This is a genomic window from Arthrobacter sp. 05T442, assembly GCF_056395945.1.
Window position 1 is genome coordinate 111,125 of the sequence record NZ_JBFTKM010000007.1, and the last position, 21,467, is coordinate 132,591.

A 21,467-nucleotide genomic window follows, 5' to 3' on the forward strand; every position below is an offset into this window, starting at 1 on the left:
GTTTCACTTGGCGGACTCGCGAAGTACCGGGCGGGGCAGCTCTGCCGGAGCGTCGCCGAAGTCGGGCACCGGCAGGCGTTCTCCGCCGCGCAGGGCCGACTGGTGGGCCACGATGCCGGGAAGCGTGTAGCGCGCCGCTTCCCAGGCGTTGATCAGAGGCAGTGTGCCGGTGTTGATGGCGGTGACGAAGTCGTCCACGAGGAAGTGGTGGCTGCCCTCGTGGCCGTTGGGCAGGCCGCGGAACTCTGCCGGCAGTCGTCCGGCGTCGTGCACGGAGGCCATGCCGGAAATAAAGGCATCGCGAAGTGCAGGAGCCACGTCGGCCAACATGGGGTCGTCCGCGTCCATGGTGGCCTGGGTCTCGAGCTGGTCACTGATGTCGGTCACGACGTGCTTGTCCTGCCAGACGCTGACCAGGGCGAGCTGTTCGAAGCTGGCCTCCGTGCCGAAGTAGCGGAAGCGGCTCTCGCGCAGGTGGGAGGGGTAGCCCACCCTGCGGAACTCGTTGATGCGCATGGACCCGCCGTCGGCGAGTTCGAACAGGGCGCTGGCGTTGGAGAAGTCGTTGGCGAACATGCTTACCTCTCGGTCGAAGACGCCGTCGCCGCGCTCATCCCGGTAGCCGACGCAGCTGACGCTGACGGCGTGGGAGCCGGTTGCTCCGAGCACCCCGCCCACGGAGTGGGTGGGGTAGAGCATGGGCGGGTAGCTGGCGGTGCGTTTCCAGTTTTCTCCGCCGCTGTACTGGTATGCGTCGTAGAAGCCGAGGTCCATGTCGTGGACGTAGTCGCCCTCGGCGTAGAAGATCCGGCCGAAGGCGCCCTCTGCATTCTTTTTGCGGGCAAAGACGGTTGCGGGGTTGTAGTAGCTGGTCTCACCCATCATGTACGTCAGCCCGGTCTCGCGGACCGCTTCGATAATTTCTGCGATCTCCTCTTCGGAGATCGCCATGGGCACGGCGGAGTAGACGTGCTTGCCGGCGCGCAGCGCCTGCAGCACCAAGGGTCCGTGGGTCCAGCGCTGGGTGAAGATCGCAACAGCGTCGACGTCGCTTTCAAGCATTGCCTCGAAGCTCTCGAACGTCCCTGCGGCGCCGGCGCTGCTGCTTTGGGCCTCCGCACGCTCAGTGATGAGGTCAGTGAGAAAGATGTCTGAGATTCCGGGATGGGCGGCGAAGAGCTTGGCGAAGACGCCTGCGAACTGTCCCGCACCAACGATTCCAATTGAAGAAGTCATGGAAAAAGTATGCCCATGAAATCTACGCGCGTCAAGAGCGTTTTTTTGACTAGCCAAAAAGCTCTGCTTTGCAAGGAAAAGGTTGCCTTTTTCTTAGCTACGCGCGTAGAGTGGCGGTCAATTGTTACCTGCCTCACAGGAGAGGGATCAAAGATGACCACTATTACCAAGCACCCACCCGCCGTAACGCAGAAGATGCCGCAACGTTCAAACCCAGGCCGTCGGATGGCCAAAGTGCGCGACTTCAGGATCGCACTGCTGTTCATCCTCCCGGCGACGATCGGCCTCGTTGCTTTTTCTCTAGTCCCGACCATCCGCGGCATCTACTTGAGCTTCACCGAGTACAGCATCCTCGGAGAGCCCAAATGGGTCGGCCTCGACAACTACACGGCGATCTTCAAGGATGAGCTCTTCTGGAACGCGATGGCTGTGACCATCCAGTACGTCGCTATCAACATCGTCTTCCAGATTGTCATCGCCCTCGGCCTGGCGCTGCTGATGCACCGCGTGGCCAAATCCACGTTGGTCCGCGGCGCGTTGCTGCTTCCCTTCCTGGTGGCCAACGTGATCGTGGCCCTGCTGTGGTTCTGGATGCTCGACTACCAGATCGGCATCGTCAACGAAATCATCAGCTGGATGGGCCTTCCCCGCATCGCCTTCTTCGGCAGCGAGCAATGGGCCATCCCCACCATCGCCTTAGTCAACGTCTGGCGCCACATGGGCTACACCGCCCTGCTCATCTTCGCCGGCCTCCAGGCCATCCCCCACCACGTCTACGAGGTCGCGTCCCTCGACGGGGCGTCCCCCACCCGGACGTTCTGGAGCATCACCATGCCGCTCCTGCGTCCGGTCCTGGCACTGGTCCTGGTGGTCACCGTCATCGGATCGTTCCAGGTCTTCGACACCGTCGCTGTAACCACCGGCGGCGGCCCCGTCAACGCCACCCGCGTCATCCAGATGTACATCTACCAAAAAGCCTTCGGCGAATCGGACTTCGGCTACGCCTCCGCCCTGTCCGTCATTCTCTTCCTCATTCTTGCCCTGGTGGCTTTCGTGCAAATGAAGTTCCTCAAGGGCAACGAATCAGATCTGGATTAAGGAACCCCGCCATGACAACATCAACACTCTCCCGCACGAAGCCAATCAACTGGCACCGCATCGGGGCGTGGGCCGTCATCGCCCTCGCCCTGGCCGTCACTATCTTCCCGTTCCTCTGGATGCTCCGCACGGCCCTCTCCAGCAACCACTCGCTGGCCTCCAACTCCGGGAACCTTTTGCCGGCGGACTTCTCCTGGGGCGCGTTCAAGCGTGTCTTTGGAATGCAGACCACAGAGGAGGCCATCGCCGAAGGAGGTTCCGGGGCGGTCATCGACTTCTGGCTGTACCTGCGCAACTCGATACTCTTTTCCACCGTCACTACCGCAGCCCAGGTCTTTTTCAGCGCACTTGCCGCCTACGCCTTCGCCCGGCTCCGCTGGCCCGGGCGTGACAAGGTCTTCTCCGTGTTCCTGGCCACCATGATGATTCCGGGGATCTTCACCGCGCTGCCCAACTTCCTCATGATCAAGAACCTGGGCCTGCTGAACACGTTCGCCGGCCTGACACTGCCCTTCCTTTTCATGTCCGCGTTCGCCATCTTCTTCCTGCGGCAGTTCTTCCTCAGCATGTCCCGCGAAGTGGAGGAGGCAGCCATGCTCGACGGGGCCAAGAGCCTGCGTATCTTCTTCCAGATCGTTCTGCCCAACGCCGCCGCCCCCATGGCCACCCTCGCGCTGCTGACGTTCATCGGCCAATGGAACGAATACTTCTGGCCACTGCTGGTCGGCAACGACGAGAGCATCCGCGTCCTCACCGTGGGCCTCAGCGTCTTCAAGTCCCAGTCCCCCCAGGGCGCACCGGACTGGTCCGGACTCATGGCCGCCACCATCGTTGCAGCAGTGCCCATCCTCATCCTGTTCCTCGCCTTCGGCAAAAAAGTGGTCAACTCCATCGGATTCTCCGGTATCAAATAGACCGCTAATCCCAACCGCTCACCCCCACCAAACTCCACTCCGGGCAACCTCATGCCCTATTCGAAAGGTTCATCATGAAACAATCCCCCGGCGCCATAGCTGCCGTCGCTGCCGCCGCAGCCATCGCCATCTCCCTCTCCGCCTGCAGCGGCGGATCCACCACCACCGAGGCCAAGGGCGAAATCAACTACTGGCTGTGGGATGCCAATCAGCTGCCCGCTTACCAGCAGTGCGCGGCGGATTTCACCAAGGCCAACCCGGACATCAAAGTCAAGATCACCCAGCGCGGCTGGGGTGACTACTGGACCACCCTGACCAACGGATTCGTCGCCGGAAACGCCCCGGACGTCTTCGCCGACCACCTGTCCAAGTACCCAGAATTCGCCGCCCAGAAGCAGCTGCTGGCCCTCGACGACGCCGTGGCCAAGGACCACGTCGATCTCTCGATCTACAACAAGGGCCTGGCCGATCTCTGGGTGGGCCAGGACGGCAAGCGCTACGGCCTTCCCAAGGACTGGGACACCGTAGGCCTGTTCTACAACAAGGCGATGACGGACTCCGCCGGCCTCACGGCCGAGCAGATGGCGAACCTGGATTGGAACCCCAAGGATGGTGGCAGCTACGAGAAGGCCATCGCCCACCTGACCGTTGACAAGAACGGTAAACGCGGAGACGAAGCCGGCTTCGATAAGAACAATGTGGCCGTCTACGGCCTGGGTTTGGAGTCCTCGGGCTCGGGCCAGGGCCAGACCCAGTGGAGTTTCCTGACGGCCACCACCGGCTGGACCCACACGGACAAGAATCCCTGGGGCACCAAGTTCAACTACGACGACCCTAAGTTCCAGGACACCATCGCCTGGTGGGCCGGGCTGGCGGACAAGGGCTACATGCCCAAACTTGAAACAACGGTAGGCGCCAGCATGCAGGACAACTTTGGCGCCGGCAAGGCCGCCATCAACACCTCGGGCGACTGGACGACCGGCCAGTACACCGGCTACAAGGGCATCCAGACCGGCATCGCACCCACCCCGACGGGACCGGACGGCAAGCGCGCGTCCATGTTCAACGGCCTGGCCGACTCCATCTGGGCCGGCACCAAGAACCCCGCAGGAGCCACCAAGTGGGTCGAATACCTCGCCTCCTCAGCCTGCCAGGACGTCGTCGCGTCCAAGGGAGTCGTCTTTCCCGCCATCAAGTCCTCCACCGCCAAGGCTGCCGCGACTTTCAAAGCCAAGGGCGTCGACGTCACCGCCTTCACCCAACAGGTGGAGGATGAAACCACGTTCCTCTACCCGATCGCGGACAAGGCTGCCAAAGTTGACGGCATCATGAATCCCGCCATGGATGCAGTGGTCTCCGGCAAGGCCCCGGCCAGTTCCCTCACCCAGGCCAACGAAAAGGTCAACGCCCTCTTCAAGTAACCATTCGACGCCACGGAGGGGCGGGCCCTTTCGGTTCCGCCCCTCCGCCCGCGCGACGACGATCCACAGGACCATCATGTACACCGATGCATCAAATGAAGACCTCCTCCACATTCGCGTCCAGAAACGCAGCCAACTACAGGACCAACTGGACAAAGCCGTGAACATCCTCGCCGAGCGGGCCCCGCTCTGCGGCGGCAAAGGGAGCCTCGTTGCCCGGCACTCCCCCCGGGACTTCACCGTCCAGCTCCACCCGGATATCCCGTACGGATCCATCCAGGAAAAGCAGGAATGGTAACCCGCGATGGGAAAAGTTTCCCCTGGAAACCGTGACCAGGAACCACTCATCCCACGATGAATAGCAGCCGGAAACCACCTCAACCAACAGAGAACCCCGTGACCCCGGACCTGCACGTGAGCGGTCCCGACAGGATGAACCTATGACTTACCCCGCTGCGGGAAACCGCTACGAGTCCATGCCCTACCGCCGTGTCGGACTCAGCGGTCTCAAACTTCCCGCCATCTCCCTTGGTCTGTGGCACAACTTCGGCGACGACAAGCGCTTCGATGAACAGCGCGCCATCCTCCGGCGCGCCTTCGACCTCGGCGTCAACCACTTTGACCTGGCCAACAACTACGGACCGCCGGACGGCTCGGCAGAGACCAACTTCGGCCGTCACTTCAAGGACGACTTCAAGCCCTACCGCGACGAGCTGGTCATCTCCACCAAGGCCGGCTACTACATGTGGGACGGCCCGTACGGTGAGTGGGGCTCCCGCAAATACCTGATCTCCAGCCTGGACCAGTCCCTGCAGCGCATGGGCCTGGACTACGTGGACATCTTCTACAGCCACCGCCCGGATCCGGAAACGCCCCTGGAGGAGACCATGGGGGCACTGGACCATGCAGTGCGTTCCGGCAAGGCGCTCTACGCCGGCATCTCCTCCTACACCCCGGAGCAGACCCTCGAGGCGGCCAGGATCCTGAAGGACCTCGGCACGCCGCTGCTGATCCACCAGCCCAGCTACTCCATGCTGAACCGCTGGACCGAGAACGGAACGCCGAACCTTTACGAGGCGCTGGAACAGGTGGGAGCCGGTTCCATCGCGTTCTCCCCGCTGGCACAGGGCATGCTGACGGACCGCTACCTGGTCGGCATCCCCGCCGATTCGCGCGCGGCCAAGGATCGGTTCCTCTCCAAATCTGCACTGACCGAGGACAAAATGGACCGTGTCCGCGGGCTCAACAGGATCGCCGCCGGCCGCGGGCAATCACTGGCGCAGATGGCCATCGCCTGGATCCTCCGCGAACAGGTCAAGGGCTCCTCGGTGACCTCCGCCCTGGTGGGTGCCTCCAGCGTCCAGCAGCTCGAGGACACGCTGTCCGCCATCAACAACCTGGCGTTCACACAGGACGAGCTGACGGCCATCGACAAATTCGCCGTCGAATCCGAGATCAACCCCCGGGCGGAGAAAAGTTCCGCTGTCGGCAGGTGGAGCTAAAGTGTCCGGCTGGGACCTGACCCGTGGCCTTGGCACCCGCCTCACCATCATCAGTGCCGGCCGGCGTCGCCCCTGCCCCGGAAGGCCCCGGGGGCAAGCGTTCAACGGACTTGCCAACTCGATCTGGGCCCGGACGAAGAACCCGGCTGCTTCCGTCAAGTGGGTCGAGTACCTCGCCTCGGCTGGCTGCCAGGACGTCGCAGCCTCCAAGGGCGTAGTTTTCCCCGCCAACAAAAGCTCCTCTGAGAAGGCCGCCGCGGCCTTCAAAGCCAAGGGCAGACGTCAGCGCCTTCACCCACCCACGTCAAGGACAGCACGACATTCCTCTTCCCCAATACCGATAACCCGGCAAAGGTCTATGGACTCATGGGCCCGGCCATGGACGCTGTGATATCGGGCAAGAACGAAGCCCCAGCACCTTGAGCGAGGCCAACGAGAAGGTCAACGCCCTCTTCAACTAGGCCACCAGCTCTATTGCTTGCGTGCCGCGGGCGTCGAATTCCCCGCAGTACTCGGCCCCCACCCCCCTACTCCCACACAGAAGGACAGCATTCATGAATCCCCTCCACCTCCGTTCCGCCGGAACCACCCTAGTGATCAGCTTCGACAGCGGGGAAGCTGAGGTCATCCACTGGGGCGCGGACCTTGGCAGCACGCTGCCGGACCTCGCCATCCTCACGGCGGCCATCCCGCCGTCGTCCGTCGACGCCACTGTACCGATTGGCCTCCTGCCGCAGGCTTCAGCCGGCTGGCGGGGCCGTCCCGCCCTGCGCGGCCACCGCATCGCCGACGGCGTCTCCGGCTTGGACTTCTCAGCCCGCCTCCGCGTAGTGAGCGCCGATGCCGAGGGGACCTCCGCGGTGATCGTCCAGTCCGATCCCGACGCCGGCCTCACCGTCTCCTCCGCCCTGACACTGCACGACGGCGGCCTGCTGGAGTTGCGCCACACCCTCACCAACGATGGCACCACGCCTTATCAGCTCGACGAACTGGCCACCGTCCTCCCTGTGGCGCCGGACGCCGTCGAAATCCTTGACCTGACCGGGCGCTGGTGCCGGGAACGCCACCCGCAGCGCCGCCCCATCCAGCAGGGCACCTGGGTCCGCACGGGCCGGCACGGCCGCACCGGGCACGACTCCTCCCTACTCTTCGCCGCCGGAACCGCCGGTTTCGGCAACCGGCACGGGCAGGTCTGGGCCACTCATTTGGCCTGGAGTGGCAACCACGAGCAGTTCGCGGACAGCATCGGGGACGGCCGCACCATGATCGGCGGTTCGGAGCTCCTGGGCCCCGCCGAGGTCGTCCTTGAGCCGGGAGGCAGCTACACTACCCCCACCTTGTTCGCCGCCTACTCGGACCGCGGCCTGGACGGCATCAGCGAGGCGTTCTACAGCTGGTTCCGGTCCCGCCCCCACCACGTGCTGCCGGCAGCAACCACCGGCCTGCCCGCCGGCAAGCCTCGTCCGGTCGTGCTGAATGTCTGGGAAGCGGTCTACTTCGACCACAACCTGGCCACCCTGATGGAACTGGCCGAGTCCGCCGCGGAACTTGGTGTTGAGCGTTTTGTGCTCGACGACGGCTGGTTCCGCGGACGCCGCGACGACCGCGCCGGACTGGGCGACTGGTACGTCGACGAATCACTCTGGCCCGACGGCCTCACGCCACTGATCAACGCTGTGACTTCCCGTGGCATGGAGTTCGGCCTCTGGGTGGAACCGGAAATGGTCAACCTCGACTCCGACATCGTCCGTGCGCACCCCGAATGGATTGTTGGCCCGTCCGTCCAGAGCTACAAGGATGGCGGCCGCCTGCCACTTGAATGGCGGCAGCAGCACGTCATTGACCTCGTAAACCCGGCGGCGTGGCAGTACATCTACGATCGCATTGACGCCCTTCTGAGTGAAAACAACGTCAGCTACCTCAAATGGGACCAAAACCGCGACCTGCTCGAACACGGCCACGCCGGCCGCTCCTCCGTCCACGAGCAGACCCTCGCCGCCTACCGCCTGTTCGACGAACTCCGCAAGGCCCATCCCGGCGTCGAAATTGAGAGCTGCTCCTCAGGCGGCGCCCGTGTGGACCTTGGCATCCTGGAACGCACCGACCGCATCTGGGGCTCGGACTGCAACGATGCGCTGGAACGCCAGACCATCCAACGCTGGACCGGCGTGGTGGTTCCGCCGGAGCTGGTGGGCGGACACATTGGGCCCACCACCTCACACACCACCGCCCGCACGCACGACCTGTCCTTCCGCGCCATCACCGCCCTGTTCGGCCACTTCGGCATGGAATGGGATGTCCGCAGCGTTCAGGGCGCCGAAAGAAAGGAACTCAAACGCTTCATCGGACTCTACAAAGAACACCGGAACCTGATCCATTCAGGGCGCACGGTCCGCGCGGACGTGCCCGACGATTCCCTCATGCTGCACGGCGTAGTGGCCCCCAGCGGTGTCGCGCAGGGCACGACGGCGGCGCTGTTCGCCCTGGTTAGCACACGCACCGCGGTCGCTGAACAACCGGGACGGATCTCCATCCCCGGTCTGGAGCCGGACCGGGAGTACCGTGTGGAGGCCGTCTTCCCGGCTCCGGGTGACTTCGACTATTCGCACACGTTCACACAGGTCCGCCCTCCGGTCTGGCTAGCGGACGGCGCCGTTGCGGGGGGCGTTTCCTTGCCGAGGTGGGGCTGCCCATGCCCGCCCTCAACCCCGAACACGCACTTCTGCTCAAATTCACCGCACTGTAGCAACGGGCAAGGCCTGCCCCGCCGTCCGCCCCTCTCCGCAGCAGCGGAAACGGCGGGGCAGCACCTTTCCGTGCAGACTACTTCGGAGATTGACGCAGCTGCCTACCGCCTCAGTTCCTAAGTTCTCTCGGGGTCCGACGGGACTCCGGCAAGGAACAGACCTCGTTTGTGCAGGTCAGGCGCCGTCGGGCGCGCCCCTCTGACATGGGCCACAGGTGTGGTTCTAGTGACAGCTTCTGCCACAGCCCACCACAGGCGATCGGACCCCCCATAGAACCAAGGAAGTGGGACACCAGACAGTGTCTGATCAGGGCCTTAGAGACAAATGCTTCAGCACGTTTGTCGCCACATGGCGGGGTCCGCATCCTGATGTTTCGATGATGGCCTCGTCCAAATCCGCCTGGGCCAATCTTGAGTTGAGGTCGCGGTAGCGGTCGAGATGCCACTCGAGACTTGAACATTGCTCCGGCGTGTAACGGCGACGGAGCCGGCTCTCAATTTCCCACTCCTCAGCAACGAGGCGAACCGGTCGTACGCGCAATTCGAAGGCGGCTTCGTACCGCGCGTGATCTTGCGGGCTAGAAATGACGCCACTAACAATGCCAATCATGGCCGCCAGAACGACGAACACCTGACCGACACACGGAGAGAACCCGTCGTCCACCACGCCAGCGATCAAGCTTCTGCCACAGCCCACCACAGGCGATCGGACCCCCATGGAACCCTAAGACGTTTGAACACCCATGACCGTTGACTCGAGAAGTGGCAACACGCCACAAGTCATCATCAAGAGGACTTCGGACAAGCCAATATCAACAGCCGGCTGCACCGGAGCGTTCATCCCCTATGAGCCAGTGCAGACGACTTTGGAAACTGACACGCCTGTTGTGCGCCGCTTGTGCCGGTGACTGTTATTTCCGGCCGATGAACCAGTCCTGGAGTTTCCGCAGGCGGGTCTGCAGCTGCTCCTCGTTGGCCTGCGCCACGGCGGGGCCGCCGCAGACCGTCCTGAGCTTGGTGTGGATGACCCCGTGCGGGGTGCCGGTCCGCGCGGACCAGGCGGCCACGTTCTTGGCCAGCTCGGTGCGCAGGTCCATGAGCATCCGGTGGTCGGGGACGGCCGGCGCAGGCGCGGCGGCCTGGGGCGCCCGCTTGTTCTTGCGGTTCAGCTGCTCGTGCTGGCGCTGGCGCAGGAGGGTGCCGACCTGTTCGGCGTCGAGCAGGCCGGGGATCCCGAGGAAATCGAGCTCGTCCTCGGACCCGACTTCGCCGCCGGTGCCGAACTCGCCGCCGTCGAACAGTACGCGGTCAAAGGACGCCTGCGAATCGAGGGCCTCGAACTTGCCCTTGGTAAGGCTGTCGGAGGCCTTCTCCTCACGGTTCGCCTCGTCCATGAGCGAGTCTTCGGGGTTGAAGAGTCCGTCGCCGTCCTCCTTCTCCGGGCGGTCGAGGGCGTGGTCCCGTTCGGCCTCCATGGAGTTAGCCAGGGCCATCAGCTGCGGTACGGAGGGCAGGAACACGGACGCCGTCTCGCCCCTTTTCCGTGCACGGACGAAGCGGCCCACCGCCTGGGCGAAGAACAGCGGCGTGGAGGTGGACGTCGCATACACGCCGACGGAGAGCCGCGGTACGTCCACGCCTTCGGAGACCATGCGGACGGCCACCATCCACCGCTTCTCGCTGGCGGTGAATTCCTCGATCTTGCTGGAGGCCTTGGCATCGTCGGAGAGGATAACGGTGGGCGACTCCCCCGTGATGCGCTTCAGCTGGCCTGCATAGGCCCGTGCGTCCTCGTGGTCCGTGGCGATCACCAGGCCTCCGGCGTCGGGGACGCTGCGCCGGACCTCGCTGAGCCTCTTGTCCGCCCCAGCCAGCACGGCCGGGATCCACTCCCCGGCGGGGTTCAGCGCGGTGCGCCAGGCCTGGGAGGTGATGTCTTTCGTGACCGCCGATTCACCCAGCGACGCGGCCATCTCGTCCCCGGCGCTCGTGCGCCAGCGCATCTGCCCGGAGTAGGCCATGAACATGACCGGGCGGACCACGTGGTCACGCAGCGCTTTGCCGTAGCCGTAGGTGTAGTCGGCCTTGGAGCGCCGGATACCGTCACGGTCCTCGGCGTACTCCACGAACGGGATGGGGGAAGTGTCGGAGCGGAACGGCGTACCGGTCAGCGAGAGCCGGCGGGCAGCGGGCTCAAAGGCCTCGCGGAGACCGTCGCCCCAGGAGAGGGCCTCGCCGCCGTGGTGGATTTCATCCAGGATCACGAGCGTGCGGGCCGCTTCAGTCTTGGCCCGGTGCAGCATGGGCTTGCTGGCCACCTGCGCGTAGGTGACCGCGACGCCGATGAAGCCGCGGCCGTGCTGTCCGTCGGCGTTCTTGAAGTTCGGGTCGATGGCGATGCCGACCTTGGCGGCGGCGTCGGCCCATTGGCGCTTCAAGTGGTCCGTGGGAGCCACGATGGTGACGCGGTTGACCACTCCGGAATCAATGAGCATGGAGGCCACCCGCAGTGCGAAGGTGGTCTTCCCGGCGCCGGGGGTAGCAACGGCCAGGAAATCCTTGGGATGGACACTGAAGTAGCTGTCCAGCGCTTCCTGCTGCCAGGCGCGGAGCTTGGGCGCGGTACCCCAGGCGGCACGTTCCGGATAGGCGGGCGGCAGCGTGGGGCCGCCGAAGAGTGTCTCTGTCATTTAGGTACCTTCCATTCCGCACACTGCTGCGGCTGAAGGAGAAACCCTAATAAGCACAAAAACACCAATCTTTTTTCGGATGGACCGGAGGGCGTGCACCGCGCCGCACGGCCAGGAACTGCAGCGCACCCCTTGGGGTGCGCGCGCACCCGCCAGCGCGGCGGGGGCAAGCGCGGCGGGCGAACGGCGTGACCCGCCGCCCGGGCTGCTACTTGTCGCCGGAACCCTTGCCGCCGCCGTCGCCGCCGGGGCGGAGGCCTTCGTAGACTTCCTTGCATTCGGGACAGACCGGGAACTTCTGGGGATCGCGGCCGGGGGTCCACACTTTGCCGCACAGCGCAATGACGGGCTCGCCGGTCAGCGCGGATTCCATGATCTTTTCCTTGCGCACGTAGTGCGAGAAGCGCTCCCGGTCACCGGGCTCCACTTCCTGCCGCAGTTCCTCGCGCTCGATCGTGGCCGTTGACGTCCCGGCTCCGGAGAGCTCACGCATCGGGTCGTTTTCGAGGGGATCGGTCATGCTAGTCATGAGACCTATCTTAGCCGTTGGAGCGGACCCAATAGCGACGGCGGCTTCCGGCCGGGCGTGCTAGAGGCCCTGCCATGTGGGTTTGTTGTCGTAGCTGTGGCGGTAGTAGTCGGCCAGCCGCAGCGACGACGCCGCGGCCTCGTCCAGCAGGACCGTGGCATGCGGATGCAGCTGGAGCACGGACGCCGGGCAGATCGCGGCGACGGGCCCCTCGACCAGGTCCCGTACCGCCTGCGCCTTCTGCGCACCGGTGGCAACGAGGATCACATGGCGGGCGTCCAGGATGGTGCCCAGGCCCTGGGTGAGGACGTGGTGGGGCACCTCGGCCAGGCTTCCAAAGAACCGCGCATTCTCCCGGCGGGTCTGCTCTACCAGGGTCTTGATCCTCGTCCGGGAGACGAGGGAGGATCCAGGCTCGTTGAAGCCGATGTGGCCGTCCGTGCCGATGCCGAGGATCTGCAGGTCCACTCCTCCGGCGTCGCGGATGGCGTCTTCATAGGCCCGGCAGGCTGCGGGAATGTCCCCGGCGGTGCCGTCGGGCACGTGGACATTGGCCGGGCCTATGTTCACCCTCTCCGTGAATTCCCGGGCGATAACCTCGCGGTAGGACTGCGGATGCCCGGCCGGAAGCCCGACGTACTCGTCCACGGCGAAGGCTCTCGTCAGGCTGAAGTCCAGGCCGTCGCGCTCGTGCCGCAGCGCCAGCTCGCTGTAGATGGGCAACGGCGACGAACCTGTCGCCAGCCCCAGGACGGCGTCGGGCTTGCGCCGGAGCAGGGCCTCGACCGCGTCCGAGGCCAGGCCGGCGATCGGCCTGCTGCCCGGAAGGATGACGACTTCCATGGTCCCTGCCTCTGCTGATCTGCCGTGACGTGGGCGGTTCGTGCTGTGCGCTACTGGCAGGGTATCCCAGCCGGCGCCGTTGCGGACCGTGCCGTCGGACCCGGCCAGGGGTTGACGGCCTGGCGCGCCTCAGGAGCGTACCGGGCCTAGAACGAATGGCGCGGCATCGCCCGTTCGTACTGCGGCGGCCAGGCGAGGTCATGGCCCAGTTCAAAGGCGGCCCTTAGCCACCAGTGCGGGTCCCGCAGCGCCGCGCGGGCGATGAACACGCCGTCGGCCTGGCCCGTGGCCACTGCGTGCTCAGCCTGGCCGGCCGATGTCAGGAGGCCCACGGTGCCGGTCCGGATCCCGGTTTCGCGCCGGATCCGGGCGGCGAAGCCGGTCTGGTACCCGGGCCCCACGGGAATCTGCTGATGGGCCACGGCACCGCCGCTGGAGACGTCCACAAGATCCACCCCGTGTTCCGCGGCGGCCCGCGCCATCCGGACGGAAGCCTCGGCGTCGATGCCGCCCTCGGCCCAGTCCGACGCGGAGATCCGCAGCAGCAGCGGCATGGAATCGGGGATGACATTCCGGACGGCGTCCACGACGGCGAGGGTCAGCCGGTTCCGGCCGGTTTCGTCCCCGCCCCAGGCGTCGGTGCGGTCGTTGACGAGGGGGCTCTGGAACTGGTGCAGCAGGTAGCCGTGGGCGCCGTGGATCTCAATGGTGTCGAATCCGGCGTCGACGGCGCGGACCGCGGCGGCGGCAAAGTCGGCGATCACGCCGTCGATCTGGGCTTCCGTCATGGCCGCCGGCGGGACGTAGCCGTCGAAGGCGCCCGTGCCGGGACCCACAGTGGCCCATCCGCCGTCGGACTCCGGGACGGAGCCCTGCTTGCCGGAGAACGGCCAGTACGAGGACGACTTGCGGCCCGCGTGCGCCAACTGGGTACCGATCTTGGTCTCGGCGGTGCCGTGGCGGTGCACGAACGAGGTGATGCGTTCCCAGGCAGCGGCCTGGTCGTCATTGTAGAGGCCGGCGTCCCGGGGACTGATCCGGCCGGCGGCGTTCACTGCGGCGGCCTCGGTGAGGATAAGCGCCGCTCCTCCGGTCGCGAAGGAACCCAAGTGCATGAGGTGCCAGTCGTTGGGGACGCCCTCCGCGGTCTCCGGCTCGCAGCTGTACTGGCACATCGGCGAGACCCAGCCGCGGTGCTGCAGCCGCAGCGACCGCAGCTCCAGCGGCGCGAAAAGAGCGGACCCCATTAGAAGAGCACCCGGGCGAGTCCCTGGCGGGCCTTGGCGACGCGCTCGTCGCCGGTGCCCACGACGTCGAACAGTTCCAGCAGCCGGACGCGGGCCGTCTCCCGTTCCGGGCCGAAGTTCCGGCCGATGAACGTGACGACCCTGCCCAGGGCATCCTCGATGTGGCCGCCGGCGATGTCGAGGTCTGCGACACCGAGCTGGGCGTCCAGGTTGTCCGGCTCGTCGGCTGCGAGGCGGCGCAAGGCGTCGCCTTCGGTGCCGGAGACCGACTGGAGCCGGTCCATCAGCTCCACCTGGGCGAGTCCGGCCTTGGCCTCGGCGTCTGCCGGCATCTCCAGCAGGGCCTGCCGGTATGCGGCGGCAGCCGCGGCGTAGTTCCCCGCTTCGATGGCCTCATAGGCCTTCTGGTGCAGGGGCGGCAGCGGCGGGGGCTCTGACTCGGCGCTGCCGGGGCCGCCTGCGCCGATCCGCCCGGTGACGCCGTTGGCGGCTGCCACCTTCAGCAGTTCATCGAACAGGCTCCGTACCTGCGGTTCTTCGGCGCCGCCCTGGAAAAGCGGAACGGGCTGGCCCTTCACGACGGCGACGGCGGTCGGCACGGCCTGCACCTGGAAGGCCTGCGCGAGCTGCGGGAAGGCTTCAATGTCGGCTGCGCCGAGGACCAGCTGGCCATCGTAGCTTTCCACGACCCGCTCGAGGACGTCCATCAGCTGGCTCGAGCCCGGCGAATAGGCGGCCCAGAGTCCGATCACCACCGGCACCTGGGCGGAGAGTTCTACGAGTTCCTGGAAGTTCGCCTCGGTCACCTCCACGCGCAGGGGACGGCCGGGGTGTTCGGCAGCTCCGGGAGCGGCGTCCGGCGCGGGGAAAGCCGGGGCTCCCGCGGGCGGCGACGCCTGCGGTGCCGACGGCGGCGCGGGGCGCTGCTTGAGGGAGGAGAGGTCGACGGCGCCCCGCAGGTTGAGCGGGTTGGCGGCAGCTGGCGGGACCGGGCGGGAAGCTGGCGAAGTCATAGCTCCACTCTAGCCACTCCTGCCCCGGCCGGTGCTACCCCGGTCCGCTGCGCCGGTGCTACCCCGGTCCGCTGCGCCGGTGCTACCCCGGTCCGCTGCGCCGGTGCTACCCCGGTCCGCTGCGCCGGTGCTACCCCCGGTCCGCTGCGCCTGGCTGGGGCCGGGGTGGCGCCCCGGTGCGGGGCCTGGGCGTTGCCCCGGTGCGGGCCCCGCTCCCCGGACGAAGGAGGACCGGGCCGATTCGGCCCGGTCCTCCTTCGATGTGTCCTGCTGTGGCGCGTGTGCTACTTGAAACTGGCCCCTACCAGGCCGCGGGTGGCGGCCACCAGCTTCATCGGGTCCTTGGACCCCGCCGGTGGGACGTACACGGCCATCGACTCGGCGAAGGTCAGCACCATGCCGGTGCTGGTCTCCTTGCCGCCCGCCAGGGCAGCAGCGTCGTCGCCGATCGTCAGCTTGTCGCCGGCGGCCTTGGGCGTGCCGTCAAAGGCGAAGTTCAGGCGGCCCAGGACCAGCGCCCCTCCGTCGGCCGTACGGAAGACGACGGTGTTCTCGGGCGCCACTTTGTGGGTGAAGGCGAACGTGCCGTTCACGCCGGAGCTGACGGCATCAGCCTGGTACGCCAGGGTGTCCGCAATGTAGGGGGAGGACTGACCCTCCACAAGCTTGTCCTTGAACGCGGAGTCAGCCGTGGTCAGGCGGTCGGCCAGTCCGGCCAGCGCTTCCTCGCCGCTGTAGAGCAGGCCGGATTTGTCCGAGGGCGCAAGGGTCTCCGTGCCGCCCCGGCCGATGCCCGGGAACGTCGCCCCCGGCTGCAGGGGCGTGCTGCCCACGAGCTTGTAGTTCTCCCGCGGGGAGTCCTGCCTCAGGGTGAGCAGCTGCGGGACGACGTTACCCTCGCCCTGGGTCACGGCCATGACCGACCGCGGCCAGCTGCGCTTGTTGGTGACCACAGTGGTCAGGAGCTTCGTGGCACGGACAGGCATCCGGGCCTCGTAGGAGCCGACCTGCGAGCGGATCTTGTAGTTTTGCGTGCGCACGTCGAGCTCGGACTGCGCCACCCGGGGCTGGAGCTTGCTGGCATCCTTGGCGGCGTCCCCGGCGTCAACCGCGCCGGCAACCTGTTCCAGGATGCGGCGGAACTGGGCGTCGATCAGGACGGGGGCGTCGGGCGCTTTGTCTGAGGCGGCCGCCGCGGAGGCCGACGGCGAGGCCGACGACGAGGCCGACGACGAGGCCGACGACGAGGCGCTTGGTGAGGGGGCCGGAGTCTGGCTGGCCTGCGCGGCGACCCCGGTGCCGGCGACGGCGGTAGCCGTCAACGCCGCAACGAGGGCGCTTGTCCGCCGGACCTGCCGGGACACGGTGTTCGGCTGGGGCGTGGTGCCTCCGGATACCTTGGCCTGGGTGCGTGCTGCCGCCTTGGCCTGCGCACGGCGGGCAAACATGCTGCCGAGCGGGCGGCCCGTGCCGCCGGCTCCGCCCTTGCCGTTGCCGCCCGACCGCCGGTTGAGGACCAGCAGCGCGCCGCCGGCCAGGATCAGGAGCGCGCCAACAACCATGAACGGTATCGCCCACGGCGTGGACGTGTCGTTCGGGAACGTCATCGTAATTGACGCCGGGGCGGGCTTGGTGCCGTCCGCCGCGAGCAGGAGCGACCAGTCGCCGTCGGCGGGCGGGTTCCAGGTGTAGTTCATTTCGCCGCTGGCGTTCTCGGTGGTGACCCAAAGGTCGGAACCGGCGGGCGAGGGCGCAGTGGCCTCGCCGTCGGTATGCGTCAACTGCAGCGCCTTGTGGTCCTCGGACACGCCGGCAACGGTGTTGTGGGCGGTCTTGCCGACCCACGCGTCGACGTCGTCCGGACGTCCGGCGGCCAGCATGAAAGCGCCGTCACCCTTGACATTGATCTTGACGGTGCCGCTGTGCATCGTGCGCAGCTTCTCGTCGAAAACTGTCAGCGGGGCGGCCGTGGCGCCAGCGGGGGCCGTTGCCGTGACGCTTTCCGGCGGAGCCCAGAATGTCTTCTGGCCGATTCCGGCCAGCAGTGTCAGGAGGCCGAGCAGCACTAATGCAACTGCAGTCTTGAAACGCAAAATATTACCTATCATCAGCGGACACTTAGCTTCAATAGTAACCATTTTGTTACCCGCGAGTCAGATCGGGCGCTTTGTCAACCCCCCGCCCGGGAACCCCGCGGGCGGCCAAAGCCCCAGCTGGCAAGCCTGCTGATAGTGTTTGCGGTGATCATCACACCCGGGCCGCCCGTGTGGCGCCGCACAGAATAAAGGGCTTTCAACGCAGTGACTGAACGAACGGATTCGTCCCCCTCAGGACGGGAAGAAGCCCAGGAATCCGCCAGCCAGGAACGCGGTGCCCCGGCAGGAATCTCGAACCGTCGGGCAGCCGCCGCGGGGGTCCTGATCGCCATGGCACGCCGCCTGCGGCAGCCCCTTCCCGGCGCCCAGCCGCGGCTCCGCTTCGAGATGCCACCCGAGCACGAGGCAGCCGCTGCCACCGAAGCGGACGGAACCTCCGCACGCTTTGGAGACCCCGGACCCCGGATGTCGGCCCAGCACCCGCTCTACGTCGGCTTCATGGGGACCGTTGGCGTAGGGGTGGCCCTGCTCGTCTACTGGATCGGCTCGAACACGACCCAGTTGCTCCTGTGGATCGTGGCAGCCCTCTTCATCGCCCTGGGGCTGGATCCGGTGGTGCGGTGGCTGGAAGGCAAGAATGTCCCCCGCGCGGCCGGAATCGTCCTCGCCGTCGCCACCCTGACGCTCGCCGTGGCCGGGTTCTTCGCCACGCTCATCCCGACGATCGTGCAGCAGGTGACCCAAATCGTCCAGCAGGCGCCCCGCTGGATCCAGGACTTCATTGACTCGGACTTCTTCCGCACCGTTGACAGCCAGTTCGGCGTGCGGGACCGCATCACCCAGGAGCTCGGGAAGTTCGTTAACAACCCGGAGGCCATGGGCGGCATCTTCGGCGGCGTCGTCGGCTTCGGCTCGACGGTGGCGAACGGGCTCTTCGGCGCGTTGATCGTGCTCGTGCTGAGCCTGTACTTCCTGGCCGCCCTGCCCGCCATGAAGAAATGGGGTTACAGGCTCGCCCCCCGGTCCCGCCGTGCCCGGGTCGAGGCCCTGGCCGAGGAAATCACCGGCTCGGTCGGCAACTACGTCATCGGCCAGGCCGTCGTGGCCTTGCTGAACGCGACGTTCGCCTTCATCGTGATGTCCATTGTCGGCGTTCCCTTTGCCGTGCTGCTCGCCTTCGTGGTGGCCCTGCTCGCGTTCATCCCGCTCGTCGGCGGCATGATTGCCGGCGTCGTCGTGACACTCATTGCACTGACGGCCGGCTGGCAGACGGCCGTCGTCTACGCCATCTGCTATTTCGCCTACCTCCAGTTCGAGGCCTACTTCATCTCGCCGCGCATCATGCAGAAAGCTGTCGCAGTGCCGGGCGCCGTCGCTGTCATCTCGGTCATCGCCGGCGGCAGCCTGCTCGGGGTGCTTGGCGCGCTGATCGCCATCCCCACCGCGGCTGCGATCCTGCTGCTCATCAAGGAAATCTTCATCGTGCGCCAGGACAACCACTGACCCGGTGCCCCGTGAGGGTTAACGCCCCGTTTTCGGACAGCCGCTGCGTGGATCCCCGCAGCGGCTGTCTTTTTTCGTAGCGGATCTCCGGATCCGCCGCGGCCGTTCCGGTTAGGCGTGCGCCGTGGCGACGGGCCCGTCCCACTCCTGGGCAAGCGCCGAACCTTCGGTCCGGCCGGGGATGACCTCGTCCACGATCTCGTTGAGCACCCGGGCAGCGTACTTCTCCCCCACCCAGAGGTGCTTGGCGCCGTCGACCCCCACCACGACCGCTTGCGGCACGAGGCTGAACCTCTCCGCGGCGGCGGCCGGCTGCAGGTAGTCGTCGTGCTCGGGGACGAGCACCTTCAGCGGTTTGCCGGCCGCGGCCCACTCTTTGAGGTGCACGTCCGTGGCGCGGTGCAGCGGCGGCGAAAGCAGGATGGCCCCTTCAACCTCGGACGCCACAGGCTCGGATGCGCCGTACATCAGCGCAAGCTCGGTGCCGAAGGACCAGCCGACGAGCCAGCGGTTCGGTAGGCCGCGGTCCACGGCAAACTGCACGGCCGCCTCCACGTCGAGCCGTTCGCCGACGCCCTCCTCGAACGCGCCGCTGCTGGTTCCGCGCGGGGAGGACGTGCCCCGGGTGTTGAAGCGGAGGACGGCGATTCCGGCGAGGGCCGGCAGACGGTATGACGCCTTGCGGTAGACGTGCGAGTCCATGAAGCCGCCGTGCGTGGGCAGCGGATGCAAGGTGATGAGGGTCGCCGTGATCTCGCCGGACTCCGGAAGTGCGAGCTCGCCGACGAGCCGGTGCCCGTCACTCGTGCGAAGTTCCACGTTCTCGCGGTGGGCGGGAAGCACAGTGGATGCGCGGATCGCGGAGGGCACGCCGGGCTGGGTAAAAACGTACGACGCCGGGTCGAAAGTCCTGCGGTCAGAAGTCATGCCCTCAAGCTTAGCGATACCGGTACCTTCGCGAGGTCCAGCAGTTGGAATGCCAGTGCCGGCGCTCCGCCAGGCCGGCGGCGGCGCCGAAGAGATGGTCTTCGGACCACACCACCAGGTGGGCCACCCCGGGCATCACCGCCGTCGAGCACCCGGGGCAGATGTAGGTTTTCTCCGCCCTGCTGGCCGTGATGGAGCGGACAATCCAGTCGCCGTCCGGGGCGCTTTCCCTGCGCGCAATGCCGGTGCGGGCCCGCTCGAGGTCCGGCTCCGGCACCGGGCCGCGCCTGGCTCCGGGCTTTGCTGCCTTTCCGGTCCCGGCTTTTCCTGACCCGGCTTTTCCTGACCCTGCTCTTCCGGACCCTGCTTTTCCGGACACGGGGCGGCGGGGTCGGTTGGAGCGGGGCATGCCTCCATTCTGCCCCAGTCCGGCTGCCGCCCGCTCTCCCAGACGGTACAGTTGACCGGGTGCGTTTAGTCATAGCCCGTTGCTCCGTTGATTATGTCGGCCGGCTCAAAGCCCATCTCCCGCTGGCCACCCGGCTCCTGCTCGTGAAAGCCGACGGCTCCGTGCTGGTCCATTCGGACGGCGGTTCCTACAAGCCGTTGAACTGGATGAGCCCGCCGGCCTCCCTGCGCGTCTCGACCCCGGATGAGATCGAGGTCGAAGTCGGCGTGATCGAACAGTGGACAGTCCAGTCCGCAAAGACCGATGACCGGCTCATCATCAACATCCATGAGCAGCTGCACGACACCTCCCATGAGCTGGGCCAGGATCCCGGCCTCATCAAGGACGGGGTGGAGGCGGATCTGCAGCGCCTCCTCGCCGAACAGATCGAGCTCCTGGGCAGCGGCTTTTCGTTGATCCGCCGCGAATACTTCACGGCGATCGGCCCCGTGGACATCCTGGCCCGGGACGCCAACGGCGCCACCGTGGCCATCGAGCTCAAACGCCGGGGCGACATCGACGGCGTCGAACAGCTCACGCGGTACCTTGAACTGCTCAACCGTGACCCGCTGCTGGCGCCGGTGCGCGGAATCTTCGCAGCACAGCAGATCAAGCCGCAGGCCAAGGTCCTTGCCAACGACCGCGGGATCGACTGCGTCACCCTCGATTACGATGCCATGCGTGGCGTGGATGACAGCGAATCCCGGCTCTTCTGACAATTTGGCATTCCGGGTTCTGCAAACGCGGGCTCCGCTTTTCACCACAATGCGCGGCCGCGGACGCTTTAGAGTTCTTTGCACAAAATTTATGTAATTCTGCCGTGCGGCCGTTGACCTGACGCAAGTGTCATGAAATTCTTATACGAGTCTTTGTGTAGGTGTTTTTTCATGCTCGCAAGACATGTTGCGAGCGTGAAGCTCCTGCCGCCCAAGCCCGTCAATCCGGGCCCACAGCCGAGGTTCTTCTCGCAGAGTGACCAAGCCCGGCACGCAGTGTGCCGAGCTTTATCAAGATCCACAATGAGGAGAAACAAATGGCACAGGGAACCGTCAAGTGGTTCAACGCAGAAAAGGGCTTCGGCTTCATCACCCCGGATGACTCCGATGGCGATGTCTTCGTTCACTACTCCGAGATCCAGACCGGTGGCTTCAAGACCCTCGACGAAAACGCCCGCGTTCAGTTCGAGATCGGCCAGGGCGCCAAGGGCCCCCAGGCCACCGGCGTGACGCTGGTCTAGTCTCCCGCGTGGGAACC

The 21,467-nt window shown here is 66.1% G+C and carries 18 protein-coding genes and 1 pseudogene; 9 read left to right on the forward strand and 10 right to left on the reverse strand.

Annotated elements, in window-relative coordinates:
* Positions 1-3: 3 nt before the first annotated feature.
* Entirely contained in the window at positions 4-1,236 is a 1,233-nt protein-coding gene (locus AC1DES_RS09350) for a Gfo/Idh/MocA family protein (protein WP_476895418.1), read from the reverse strand.
* 195 nt (positions 1,237-1,431) lie between these two features.
* On the opposite strand from AC1DES_RS09350, the gene AC1DES_RS09355 reads away from it, so the two are divergent.
* The 6 genes and pseudogenes from AC1DES_RS09355 (at position 1,432) to AC1DES_RS09380 (ending at position 8,917) form a co-directional block, all read left to right on the forward strand.
* Positions 1,432-2,334 carry a carbohydrate ABC transporter permease gene (locus AC1DES_RS09355; protein WP_476895472.1) on the forward strand — a complete coding sequence of 301 codons (903 nt, stop codon included), beginning with the start codon at positions 1,432-1,434 and terminating at the stop codon, positions 2,332-2,334.
* Positions 2,335-2,345: 11 nt separating this feature from the next.
* On the forward strand, positions 2,346-3,248 hold the full coding sequence (locus AC1DES_RS09360; RefSeq protein WP_476895419.1) for a carbohydrate ABC transporter permease: 903 nt from the start codon (positions 2,346-2,348) through the stop codon (positions 3,246-3,248).
* Positions 3,249-3,322: 74 nt separating this feature from the next.
* On the forward strand, positions 3,323-4,669 hold the full coding sequence (locus AC1DES_RS09365; protein WP_476895420.1) for an ABC transporter substrate-binding protein: 1,347 nt from the start codon (positions 3,323-3,325) through the stop codon (positions 4,667-4,669).
* A gap of 76 nt (positions 4,670-4,745) precedes the next feature.
* Entirely contained in the window at positions 4,746-4,967 is a 222-nt protein-coding gene (locus AC1DES_RS09370; RefSeq protein ID WP_476895421.1) for a hypothetical protein, read from the forward strand.
* A 142-nt stretch (positions 4,968-5,109) separates the two neighbouring features.
* Positions 5,110-6,171, forward strand: coding sequence for an L-glyceraldehyde 3-phosphate reductase (gene mgrA / locus AC1DES_RS09375; protein WP_476895422.1), 1,062 nt, complete (start codon positions 5,110-5,112; stop codon positions 6,169-6,171).
* A gap of 554 nt (positions 6,172-6,725) precedes the next feature.
* A pseudogene (locus AC1DES_RS09380) lies at positions 6,726-8,917 on the forward strand (alpha-galactosidase).
* Between the two features lie 307 nt (positions 8,918-9,224).
* Here AC1DES_RS09380 and AC1DES_RS09385 read toward each other — a convergent pair.
* The 7 genes from AC1DES_RS09385 to AC1DES_RS09415 all read right to left on the reverse strand — a co-directional run bounded on the left by AC1DES_RS09385 (position 9,225) and on the right by AC1DES_RS09415 (position 17,347).
* Positions 9,225-9,596, reverse strand: coding sequence for a hypothetical protein (locus tag AC1DES_RS09385; protein WP_476895423.1), 372 nt, complete (start codon positions 9,594-9,596; stop codon positions 9,225-9,227).
* A gap of 232 nt (positions 9,597-9,828) precedes the next feature.
* Positions 9,829-11,607: a DEAD/DEAH box helicase gene (locus tag AC1DES_RS09390; protein WP_476895424.1), complete on the reverse strand. Its 1,779-nt coding sequence runs from the start codon at positions 11,605-11,607 to the stop codon at positions 9,829-9,831.
* 208 nt (positions 11,608-11,815) lie between these two features.
* A complete protein-coding gene (locus AC1DES_RS09395; protein WP_476895425.1) occupies positions 11,816-12,136 on the reverse strand; it encodes a DUF3039 domain-containing protein in 321 nt (106 codons plus the stop codon).
* Between the two features lie 60 nt (positions 12,137-12,196).
* Positions 12,197-12,979 (reverse strand): glucosamine-6-phosphate deaminase, encoded by a 783-nt coding sequence (nagB, locus tag AC1DES_RS09400; RefSeq protein WP_476895426.1) that lies wholly within the window; start codon positions 12,977-12,979, stop codon positions 12,197-12,199.
* A 146-nt stretch (positions 12,980-13,125) separates the two neighbouring features.
* The gene (locus AC1DES_RS09405) at positions 13,126-14,226 is read right to left on the reverse strand and encodes an NADH:flavin oxidoreductase/NADH oxidase (RefSeq protein WP_476895427.1); all 1,101 of its coding nucleotides are present in this window, start codon (positions 14,224-14,226) and stop codon (positions 13,126-13,128) included.
* On the reverse strand, positions 14,226-15,239 hold the full coding sequence (locus AC1DES_RS09410; RefSeq protein WP_476895428.1) for a co-chaperone YbbN: 1,014 nt from the start codon (positions 15,237-15,239) through the stop codon (positions 14,226-14,228). The genes AC1DES_RS09405 and AC1DES_RS09410 overlap by 1 nt, the downstream gene beginning before the upstream one ends.
* Before the next feature lie 284 nt (positions 15,240-15,523).
* Positions 15,524-17,347 carry a hypothetical protein gene (locus AC1DES_RS09415; RefSeq protein WP_476895429.1) on the reverse strand — a complete coding sequence of 608 codons (1,824 nt, stop codon included), beginning with the start codon at positions 17,345-17,347 and terminating at the stop codon, positions 15,524-15,526.
* 318 nt (positions 17,348-17,665) lie between these two features.
* Here AC1DES_RS09415 and AC1DES_RS09420 point away from each other — a divergent pair, with 318 nt between their 5' ends.
* Positions 17,666-18,838, forward strand: coding sequence for an AI-2E family transporter (locus AC1DES_RS09420; RefSeq protein WP_476895473.1), 1,173 nt, complete (start codon positions 17,666-17,668; stop codon positions 18,836-18,838).
* Between the two features lie 111 nt (positions 18,839-18,949).
* Here the strand turns inward: AC1DES_RS09420 and AC1DES_RS09425 are convergent, their stop codons facing one another.
* Positions 18,950-19,765: an alpha/beta hydrolase gene (locus AC1DES_RS09425; RefSeq protein WP_476895430.1), complete on the reverse strand. Its 816-nt coding sequence runs from the start codon at positions 19,763-19,765 to the stop codon at positions 18,950-18,952.
* A 10-nt stretch (positions 19,766-19,775) separates the two neighbouring features.
* Complete coding sequence (locus AC1DES_RS09430) at positions 19,776-20,174, reverse strand: ATP/GTP-binding protein (protein ID WP_476895431.1); 399 nt, start codon at positions 20,172-20,174, stop codon at positions 19,776-19,778.
* Between the two features lie 59 nt (positions 20,175-20,233).
* On the opposite strand from AC1DES_RS09430, the gene nucS reads away from it, so the two are divergent.
* A complete protein-coding gene (gene nucS, locus AC1DES_RS09435) occupies positions 20,234-20,929 on the forward strand; it encodes an endonuclease NucS (protein WP_476895432.1) in 696 nt (231 codons plus the stop codon).
* Between the two features lie 317 nt (positions 20,930-21,246).
* Positions 21,247-21,450 carry a cold-shock protein gene (locus AC1DES_RS09440; protein ID WP_024365900.1) on the forward strand — a complete coding sequence of 68 codons (204 nt, stop codon included), beginning with the start codon at positions 21,247-21,249 and terminating at the stop codon, positions 21,448-21,450.
* Positions 21,451-21,467: the final 17 nt, after the last annotated feature.

Coding starts and splice junctions, on each gene's coding strand:
- AC1DES_RS09440 (WP_024365900.1), top strand. CDS start 21,247: ATGGCACAGGGAACCGTCAAGTGGTTCAACGCAGAAAAGGGCTTCGGC.
- AC1DES_RS09420 (WP_476895473.1), top strand. CDS start 17,666: ATGGCACGCCGCCTGCGGCAGCCCCTTCCCGGCGCCCAGCCGCGGCTC.
- AC1DES_RS09415 (WP_476895429.1), bottom strand. CDS start 17,347: ATGATAGGTAATATTTTGCGTTTCAAGACTGCAGTTGCATTAGTGCTG.
- AC1DES_RS09390 (WP_476895424.1), bottom strand. CDS start 11,607: ATGACAGAGACACTCTTCGGCGGCCCCACGCTGCCGCCCGCCTATCCG.
- AC1DES_RS09360 (WP_476895419.1), top strand. CDS start 2,346: ATGACAACATCAACACTCTCCCGCACGAAGCCAATCAACTGGCACCGC.
- AC1DES_RS09370 (WP_476895421.1), top strand. CDS start 4,746: ATGTACACCGATGCATCAAATGAAGACCTCCTCCACATTCGCGTCCAG.
- mgrA (WP_476895422.1), top strand. CDS start 5,110: ATGACTTACCCCGCTGCGGGAAACCGCTACGAGTCCATGCCCTACCGC.
- nagB (WP_476895426.1), bottom strand. CDS start 12,979: ATGGAAGTCGTCATCCTTCCGGGCAGCAGGCCGATCGCCGGCCTGGCC.
- AC1DES_RS09395 (WP_476895425.1), bottom strand. CDS start 12,136: ATGACTAGCATGACCGATCCCCTCGAAAACGACCCGATGCGTGAGCTC.
- AC1DES_RS09430 (WP_476895431.1), bottom strand. CDS start 20,174: ATGCCCCGCTCCAACCGACCCCGCCGCCCCGTGTCCGGAAAAGCAGGG.
- AC1DES_RS09410 (WP_476895428.1), bottom strand. CDS start 15,239: ATGACTTCGCCAGCTTCCCGCCCGGTCCCGCCAGCTGCCGCCAACCCG.
- AC1DES_RS09350 (WP_476895418.1), bottom strand. CDS start 1,236: ATGACTTCTTCAATTGGAATCGTTGGTGCGGGACAGTTCGCAGGCGTC.
- AC1DES_RS09425 (WP_476895430.1), bottom strand. CDS start 19,765: ATGACTTCTGACCGCAGGACTTTCGACCCGGCGTCGTACGTTTTTACC.
- AC1DES_RS09355 (WP_476895472.1), top strand. CDS start 1,432: ATGCCGCAACGTTCAAACCCAGGCCGTCGGATGGCCAAAGTGCGCGAC.
- AC1DES_RS09365 (WP_476895420.1), top strand. CDS start 3,323: ATGAAACAATCCCCCGGCGCCATAGCTGCCGTCGCTGCCGCCGCAGCC.
- AC1DES_RS09405 (WP_476895427.1), bottom strand. CDS start 14,226: ATGGGGTCCGCTCTTTTCGCGCCGCTGGAGCTGCGGTCGCTGCGGCTG.